General features: G+C 39.5%; 12 protein-coding genes. 11 read left to right on the top strand and 1 reads right to left on the bottom strand.

From position 1 onward, the window contains the following. Positions 1–145: 145 nt before the first annotated feature. On the bottom strand, positions 146–355 hold the full coding sequence (locus FD20_RS14130; RefSeq protein WP_231458479.1) for a transposase: 210 nt from the start codon (positions 353–355) through the stop codon (positions 146–148). Between the two features lie 310 nt (positions 356–665). On the opposite strand from FD20_RS14130, the gene FD20_RS11625 reads away from it, so the two are divergent. The 11 genes from FD20_RS11625 (at position 666) to FD20_RS11575 (ending at position 8,484) form a co-directional block, all read left to right on the top strand. Beyond that, positions 666–1,271 (top strand): recombinase family protein, encoded by a 606-nt coding sequence (locus FD20_RS11625; RefSeq protein ID WP_033615032.1) that lies wholly within the window; start codon positions 666–668, stop codon positions 1,269–1,271. 403 nt (positions 1,272–1,674) lie between these two features. Then, positions 1,675–2,046: a cupredoxin domain-containing protein gene (locus FD20_RS11620; RefSeq protein ID WP_032811339.1), complete on the top strand. Its 372-nt coding sequence runs from the start codon at positions 1,675–1,677 to the stop codon at positions 2,044–2,046. A 16-nt stretch (positions 2,047–2,062) separates the two neighbouring features. Next, a complete protein-coding gene (locus FD20_RS11615; RefSeq protein ID WP_032811340.1) occupies positions 2,063–2,329 on the top strand; it encodes a cupredoxin domain-containing protein in 267 nt (88 codons plus the stop codon). A gap of 29 nt (positions 2,330–2,358) precedes the next feature. Continuing rightward, positions 2,359–4,314 (top strand): copper-translocating P-type ATPase, encoded by a 1,956-nt coding sequence (locus tag FD20_RS11610; protein ID WP_057738719.1) that lies wholly within the window; start codon positions 2,359–2,361, stop codon positions 4,312–4,314. Positions 4,315–4,330: 16 nt separating this feature from the next. Further along, positions 4,331–4,558 carry a heavy-metal-associated domain-containing protein gene (locus tag FD20_RS11605; RefSeq protein WP_033615028.1) on the top strand — a complete coding sequence of 76 codons (228 nt, stop codon included), beginning with the start codon at positions 4,331–4,333 and terminating at the stop codon, positions 4,556–4,558. Positions 4,559–4,633: 75 nt separating this feature from the next. Then, positions 4,634–5,302 carry a response regulator transcription factor gene (locus FD20_RS11600; RefSeq protein WP_039098576.1) on the top strand — a complete coding sequence of 223 codons (669 nt, stop codon included), beginning with the start codon at positions 4,634–4,636 and terminating at the stop codon, positions 5,300–5,302. Continuing rightward, complete coding sequence (locus tag FD20_RS11595; RefSeq protein WP_056950624.1) at positions 5,290–6,708, top strand: sensor histidine kinase; 1,419 nt, start codon at positions 5,290–5,292, stop codon at positions 6,706–6,708. The genes FD20_RS11600 and FD20_RS11595 overlap by 13 nt, the downstream gene beginning before the upstream one ends. A 97-nt stretch (positions 6,709–6,805) precedes the next feature. Further along, positions 6,806–7,624, top strand: a complete 819-nt coding sequence (lgt, locus tag FD20_RS11590; RefSeq protein WP_033615027.1) for a prolipoprotein diacylglyceryl transferase — start codon at positions 6,806–6,808, stop codon at positions 7,622–7,624. A 23-nt stretch (positions 7,625–7,647) separates the two neighbouring features. Then, the gene (locus FD20_RS11585) at positions 7,648–7,887 is read left to right on the top strand and encodes a hypothetical protein (protein WP_033615025.1); all 240 of its coding nucleotides are present in this window, start codon (positions 7,648–7,650) and stop codon (positions 7,885–7,887) included. Position 7,888: 1 nt separating this feature from the next. Then, entirely contained in the window at positions 7,889–8,101 is a 213-nt protein-coding gene (locus FD20_RS11580) for a DUF2933 domain-containing protein (RefSeq protein ID WP_039098575.1), read from the top strand. A 14-nt stretch (positions 8,102–8,115) separates the two neighbouring features. Continuing rightward, positions 8,116–8,484, top strand: coding sequence for a DUF3737 family protein (locus FD20_RS11575; RefSeq protein WP_057738717.1), 369 nt, complete (start codon positions 8,116–8,118; stop codon positions 8,482–8,484). Positions 8,485–8,525: the final 41 nt, after the last annotated feature.

Raw genomic sequence — 8,525 nt, 5'->3', positions numbered from 1 at the left:
CCGGTGCACAGCTTTACTGTGGACCGTGGCACTGAGTTTAGTGGGCTAGTATCACTTTGGATTGAAGTCAATATTTGAGACAGGTTTTAAGAGACATTCAGAACCGCGTTTACCTTCCACAGCTCAAATAAATCATTAATCGTGATTAATAACTTATTTGAACCCTGGAAAGCATTAAATCAGGCGGCCATTTGGCTTGTAAGTGTTGCAATTTCAACTTGTAAGGGGGTCTGGTAGCCCAGTGAACTGTTGAATAGCCAATGCCATATTCTCTGGCCAGTTGGGCAGCTGATTTGCCTTGCTTATATAGGTTGATAATGTTTTGTTTGAATTCTTTGTCGTAACGAGTTGGCATGTAAAAATTCCTTCCTTTTGAGAGACGATTTATTCATTATACCCTCTCTTAAAAGTTGTCTCAGGAATCAGCTTACATCCAATAAAGATGCTCTAAAAATAAGATACGATAAATTGCTTTCAGATGATCAAATTCTCAAAAACAAAGTCGGTGTGAACGCCATTATTTGGTATGTTTTGGAAAAAAGTATGAACTGTAAATATTAATAAGCAAAAAGGCCACTAGGGTATGCCCTATTGGTCTTTTTTATTTTTGTGCTATACTAGGAATTACAAGTGTTCATTAGAACTGTCCAAAAGGAGAATTGGAAATGGCTAAAATCGGTTATGCGCGTGTGAGTTCCAAGGAGCAACATTTAGATCGACAGTTAGCGGCTTTAAAAGACGTTGATAAATTATTTACGGATAAACTAAGTGGGGCGAATACTCAGCGGCCGGCTCTGCAAAAGCTGTTGACCTATATTCGCGATGGGGACATTGTCCTGGTCACGGAATTAGATCGCTTGGGACGGAATAATCAAGACCTAACTAAGATTATGAACACCATCCAAGCCAAGGGTGCTACCTTAGACGTCTTAAACTTACCCTCCATGACCGGAATAGCGGATCCCAACTTACGGCAACTGATGACCAACCTGATTATTGAACTCTATAAGTATCAAGCCGAAAGTGAACGGAAGCGGATTATTGATCGGCAGCAACAAGGCATTGCGCTAGCCAAACAACAGGGCAAGTATCATGGTCGCAGACCCCAATATACCCAAGACGATCCCCGCCTGCAGCATGCCTTTCAACTCTACCAAACCGGTATGAGTGACGCAGACATCGCCAGAACGACCGGCATTAAACGGACCACCTTTATTCGCTACCGGAAAAAGTATGGGGTTCAACGACCGGAACGATTCAAAAGTCATTAAGGGCGACTCCGGCAAGCTTTAGCCAGGGAATTTAAAATTTCATTTGCTCATTAACAGTTTGCTTTTGCTGGTAATTAAGAAGTAACGATTTAACCGCGACTTAATGACCTCAAAGCTTTAGTTATCTTGGTTGAAGGTGATGGGGCCAAATAACTTTCGAGTTAGGATACCTGCCGAAAATAAACTGATGATAATAATGATAATTTGGGCAATGCTGTCCTCTGACAAACTAGTATGAGACACAAAGGGCATTAGGAGAGCGTAAAATACCTTTTATTTCTCAAAAAATTTTCAATTTATGTTTACAAATGTAAATTTTAGTGTTGACTTTCTACGTTTACAGATGTAATCTTAAATTATTGAAAAGAAACATAACCGTTATTACCTAAGAGGAGGAAATGATATGGCACAAATACTTACAGTAGTAGTTGGAGTAATATTGATCGTTTTTATTGGTTGGTGGTTTTTTGGCAAACATAGTGAGAGTCAAGCAACTGCAGTTACAACGAAAGATGGTCAAACAGCTAAAGTGGTCGTCAACGGCGGCTTTAATCCAGCTGTTTTAAAAATAAAAAAAGATACCCCTGTAAAATTAGTCTTTAATCGGAAAGATTCAACGACCTGTCTTGAGAAAGTCGTTTTTCCAGACTTCGGAGTGGACGCCGAGTTGCCAATGAATCAAGACGTAGCGATTCCAATCGACACATCTAAAGCGGGTGAGTTCGAGTATTCATGTGGAATGCACATGTTTCATGGCAAGATCGTTATCAAATAACAAAGGAGCTAGGTTTATGCTTGGATTAAATAATAATAAAATCAATATCACGGTTGATGGCGGCTATTCGCCAAATAATTTCAAATTAAAAGCTGGTAAGCCAGCGGAGGTTACGTTTACGAGAGTCGCTGATAAGGGCTGCACGCAACAAGTCAAGTTCAACGGCGAATTATATGATCTACCACTCAATCAGCAGGTAACGGTTAGGTTTACACCTCAAAAAGGAAATTATGAATGGACGTGTGGTATGAACATGGTTAAGGGCAACTATCGCGTTAAATAATAACGCTCGATATTTGAGGAGGAAACCTTATGTCAGTTATGAAAAGATTCATCATTGGTGTGATTGGCTCAGTACCGTTACTCATAAATATGTTTATGAGCTTTGGCGGCTCCATGTTGGGCGGAGAAAAATATGGTGTGTGGATTTTGTTCGCGTTTGGTTCATTAGTTTATTGGTTTGCGGGCTTGCCATTTTTGCATACTGCCATCGTTTCATTTAAAAACCATCACGCCAACATGGATACCCTAGTTGGATTAGGTACTACGATTGCGTACATTTATAGTATTTATGCCATGTTTACTAGACCCGCTGGTACGTATTTTGAAGCTGTGGCGGTTGTGATTACTTTAATACTATTAGGCTCCGTTTTTGAAGAAAAAATGAAGTCGTCAGCTTCATCGGCGGTTGATAAGCTGATGGATCTGCAAGCCAAAGAAGCGGAAGTCCTTCGCGATGGCGAATTTGTAAAACTGCCCATTGATCAGGTTGTCGAAGGTGATGTTGTTCGTGTTAAGCCGGGTGAAAAAGTGGCTGTTGATGGTGAGATTGTTGAAGGGCAATCTACACTTGATGAATCAATGGTTACGGGAGAATCAATGCCCGTCGAAAAGGGACCTGGTGACGCGGTTATCGGTGCAACCCTCAATAATACGGGATCATTTACTTTTAAAGTAACCAAAGTTGGTTCTGAAACAATGTTGTCGAATATTGCTGAAATGGTTCGTCAAGCACAGAACTCGCGGGCACCAATTCAAAAGACCGTTGATACCATTTCAAACATTTTTGTTCCGATTGTTTTGATGATTGCTATTTTGACGTACGTTGTTTGGTATGCATTTTTAGGGGCTACTCCGGTTACCGCCTTGATCTTCGCCGTGTCAGTTATGATTATTGCTTGTCCATGTGCTCTGGGGATTGCTACTCCGACTGCATTGATGGTTGGGACGGGACGTTCCGCCAAGCTTGGTATTCTAATTAAAAATGGTGAAGTCTTAGAGGCTACTCACACGATTAAAACGGTTGTTATGGATAAAACTGGGACCGTTACTGTTGGTAAACCACAAGTAACGGATATCGTTTCAACTGGTAAATTTGAAGAAGCCGAGATTCTTAGCATTGCTTCCGGGCTTGAAGGTGCTTCAGAACATCCACTAGCCTTAGCCGTTTTAAATGAAGCAAAAGCCAAAAGTGTCGTGCCCTTACAAGCTGAAAACTTTGAAGCTATCAGTGGTAAAGGCGTCCAGGCCGTTATTGATGGAAAGCAAGCCTTTATCGGCAATGACAAATTAGCAGATGATTTTAATATGACAACTGATCTGAAAAATAAAATGACCAAACTTCAAGCGCAAGCAAAAACGGTGGTCTTGGTAGGCTACGATGGGCAAATTATTGCTTTAATTGGGATTCAAGATGCACCTAAACCAACTTCGAAGGCCGCAATCAAGGCAATGCAGAAAGCCGGTTTTCGGACAGTTATGTTAACGGGTGATAACAAACTGGTGGCAACGGCGATTGCTGAGGAAATTGGCATTGATGAAGTTATTGCCGATGTTATGCCTGGAGATAAAGCGCAACATATTAAGGAGTTAGAAGAAAAAGCGCCGGTTGCTTTTGTGGGTGATGGTATTAATGACGCGCCGGCGTTATCAACTGCAACCGTTGGGATTGCCATGGGTTCGGGTAGTGATATCGCAATTGAATCTGGTGATATTGTTCTCGTAAAAAATGATTTAATGGACGTGGTCACTGCGCTGGTTATGGCGCGTAAAACGTATAGCCGCATCTTGTTGAACTTATTCTGGGCCTTTATTTATAACGTGGTTGGGATTCCAATTGCTGCTGGTATTTTCTATGCGCTCGGGTTTATCCTTTCACCGGAACTAGCCGGTCTCGCGATGGCGCTTAGTTCCATTACGGTTGTTATCAGTTCGCTGTTACTTAATTATGTCAGGTTACCAAAAGAAAATAAGCTAGCGTCAAATTAAGGAGGATCGCGATCCCATGGAAAAAGTAATTGCCAAAATTGATGACATGCATTGTGAACATTGTCAGCATATTGTGGAGGATGCGCTCGAAGCAACTAATGGCGTGCAGTATGCCAATGTAACCTTGGAAAAAGATGAAGTCGTCATTGAATTTGATAAACATAAGTTACAGATAGCTGAAATAAGCGATGCGGTAGCTAATGCAGGTTATGATGTCCGTCTTTATACGGTAGTGGAAAAATAACACAAGTCATTTTCAAAGAGAGGTCCGCCGTGATCGGCGAGCCTTTTTTATTTAGACGAAAAGCAGGGGGAAAGCGTGAAAAATATATTACTGATAGATGATGAACCGCGAATGTTAGATCTATTACAGCTATATCTGGAGGGTGATAGCTATCATTGCGAAAAGGCAAATGATGGTGTAAAAGCAATTGAGCGATTGAGACATGAAAAGTTTGATCTAGTTCTATTAGATGTCATGATGCCCGTTATGGATGGCTGGGAAGTTTGTAAAAAAATCAGGGAATTTGATAATACACCAATCATTATGTTGACCGCCCTAAATCAAAATAACGATATGATCTTTGGCTTGAAAAATGGTGCTGATGATTATATTACTAAACCGTTTGATGAGCATGTGTTAATGGCAAGAATTGAAGCACTAGTTCGGCGTACTGAGAAGGTGGACATAATAAAATCAAATAATTTAACATTAGATCAGCGGACTCATCAACTGCGTATCGATCGGGCAGAACTCGAAATTACGCCAATTGAATTCAATATTTTAACGCTGTTTTTGAACAATAAAAATGACATTTTTAGTCGCAATCATTTAATTGAGCGTATTTGGGGATACAACGCTGAGGTTGATGATAGAACCGTCGACTCACATATCCGAAATTTACGAGAAAAGTTAAGAAACAATGGTTTTGCTGTGGATTCGATGCTGATTACCGTATATGGAGTTGGTTACAAATGGTTAGGATAAAAGCAGCTATTAATATTATGAAACAAAGGGTTAGCCATAAGATTTCGGTCAAAATAGGACTGTCATTTTTATTGATGGCGATTGCTATTGAAATGGGAATATTTATAAGCTTATTTCTTTTAGTTGTTAACACTTGGATCAATGAACAGGCCAGTAGTTTAGTCAAGCGTGGGGAGAACCATGCCCATGTTTTGACCAACGATTTCACTGCTCAAACAATAAAACATGTTGTTTTGACTGAAAAAGGGGATACTGATATGGCAATTATTGTCCAAAGTCCAGATGGTCAAACTTTGATGGCTTCACAAGTGGTGAATTCTAAAATGAAAAAGCATCTTGCAAAATTCACGAGTGCTAGTCAGGGTAAATCTGAGGTTTTACACTCTGACTGGATGAAAAAAAGTTATCTCGTATCAAAATCACCGATCATCAAAAAGGGCAAATTGCTTGGTAATGTTTATATGTTCTTATCTACTAAGCAGATTCAGAAAATGGTCTTTGATTTTTCTAGCGTGTTCATAGTTTTGGTTATATTAACGTTTTTGATAACTATTTTTGCAACCGCATCTATCGCAAAAAATTTAACCTTACCCATCAGAGCAATAACGTCTGAAACGAAAAAGATTGCCCAGGGAAACTTGTCCGTAGCATTATCGATAGATAGTCAGGATGAATTGGGGGACTTAGCTAATTCAATCGAAGACATGGCTAATAAACTCCGACACACGAAAAAGGAACGGAATGAGTTTTTTGCGGCCGTTACCCATGAATTGAGAACGCCGTTAACCTTTATAAAAGGCTATACGGACATCGCCAGTCGGGAATCAGTATCAGAAGGTGAACGGGTAAAATACCTGAGTATTATTCGTGATGAAAGTGCACGGTTGACTCATTTGATGGACGACATGATGACGTTAGTTCAATTTGAAGCACATAATTTTTCAATAAAAAAATCTTCGGTCCTTATCGCCAATTTAATGGACGACTTAATGAAAAAAGTAGCGGGAATCTTGAATCAAAAAAACATTCATTTGAATATTATCGGTTCACAACAATTTGAAGCAAAATTGGATTATGCTAGAATGCAACAAGTATTAATCAACCTAGTTATTAATGCTTATAAATATTCGCCTGATAACTCAACCATCAGTATTGATATCGAACAATCTCCAAAATCTTTTAGCATTCAAATTTCTGACGAGGGTGAGGGCATCGATGCAGCCGACTTACCATATATATTTGAACATTTTTATCGCGTTGATAAATCACGGACTAGAAAGACTGGTGGAGTTGGGCTAGGTTTAACGATCGTTCAGGATATTATTAAGCTCCATGATGGAAATATCTCGGTTAAAAGTAAGCAACATGGAGGCACGACTTTTACAATTGAGCTGCCCTATGACTAATTATAAATGTGCAGAACGGTGTAGATTAAATTTTAAATCTGCACAAGTTCTGCACATTGTTTTTTTACAATGGATTTACTAAGAATGGAGAGGTGTTATGGATTTGGCTCTATCAAGTATTGATACAGTGGCGTTAAGGCTAGGGCCGCTGAGAATTCGCTGGTATGCCCTTATCATCGTAGCGGGGATGCTGATTGGAATCTGGTTAGCTTCTAAAGAGGCGCCACGAAGACATCTAACTACTGATGATATAACTGATTTTATGATATGGGCAGTGCCATTTAGTTTGATTGGTGTGCGAACCTACTACGTTCTTTTTGAATGGGGGTATTACAAGCAACATCCAAATGAAATAATTGCGCTTTGGGAAGGCGGCGGTGCGATTTATGGTGGCTTAATTGCCGGAACGATTGTGCTTTTAATCTTTAGTTACAGAAAAAAGATCAACCCTTTAGATTTATTGGATGTTGCTATCCCGGGAGTTTTACTAGGCCAATCTATTGGTAGATGGGGAAACTTCGTTAATCAAGAAGCTTACGGTGCAATAACAACTAATTTGAACTGGTTGCCAGAAGTGTTCCGGAAACAAATGTTTATATCTGGGTCTTATCGACAACCAACCTTCCTTTTTGAAAGTATGGGAACTTTATTAGGCTTCATTATTGTGATACTACTCAGGCACCGCATTAAAGGTCTTCTGCGAGGAGAAATTTTCGGGTTCTACTTAGTCTGGTATGGATTATTACGCTTCGTAATTGAAGGAATGCGGACCGACAGCTTGATGGTCGGATCAGTTCGAATCTCGCAACTACTTTCTTTAGGACTGTTCATAACGGGCCTGATCTTCATTCTTTATCGACGTTTTGGCGTGAGAAAAATCGATTTATACAATGGGGCAGCATTGCATGAAAATTAATCTTATAGTGAGGAGCGATTTAAATGATTCAATTTATTCAAAGTTATGGCGTAATAATAGCGCTCGTTCTAATGGGTGTAATGCACTTGGGGATGATGCGTGGTCATAAAAACACTGATGGCGAATCTGGTTCCATGGGATGCGAGATGGACCATAGTGATGCGAACCAAGATTCAGGTAAGGACGCATACGAAAATCTCAGACTAGAGAATGCAAAAATGAAACAAGAATTGGATAACTTAAAACACCGAGGAGTTAAATAAAATGTTACAACTAATTTCGACATTAGCCTATTATGCCCTGGTTCTGTTATGCCCGCTGATGATGCTTTTTATGATGAAAGGCATGCATGGTCAGGGAAAAAAAGAAGGTAAGGCTGAACATGACCATACTCAATCTGAAATTGAAAATTTAAAACAACAAAATGCAGAGTTGGCCAGAAGTTTAGACGACTTGAAGCAAAAAAACAAATTTTGAAAGTGATGATATTTATGAAAGATGTAAAACAACAATTATTAACTGGTGAACGCGCTTTGTTCAAAGCACATGATTTAAGAATTGAAAATTCGACGTTTGGAGACGGTGAGTCGCCCCTTAAAGAGAGTACTAATATTGAACTAGTACAAGCCATTTTTAAGTGGAAATATCCATTGTGGTATAGTGAGAAAGTGTTGGTTAATGACACCATTTTTGAAGAAATGGCCCGTTCGGGTATTTGGTACACCAGTGATATTCAAATTATGAACAGTACTTTTCAGGCACCAAAATCGTTTAGAAAATCCAACCAGATTAGATTAAAACATGTGCATTTTTCTAATGCAGATGAAACACTTTGGAATTGTAGTGGGGCCGTGCCATAAGTCCTTCAAAACAAAAGAGATTAGTGAAAATCGTTCTTTGA

Origin of the sequence: Liquorilactobacillus uvarum DSM 19971 (assembly GCF_001434935.1) — a bacterium.
Classification (GTDB): domain Bacteria; phylum Bacillota; class Bacilli; order Lactobacillales; family Lactobacillaceae; genus Liquorilactobacillus; species Liquorilactobacillus uvarum.
The sequence above is the reverse complement of the archived record's forward strand: the minus strand, read 5'-3'. Positions and strand labels throughout refer to the sequence as shown.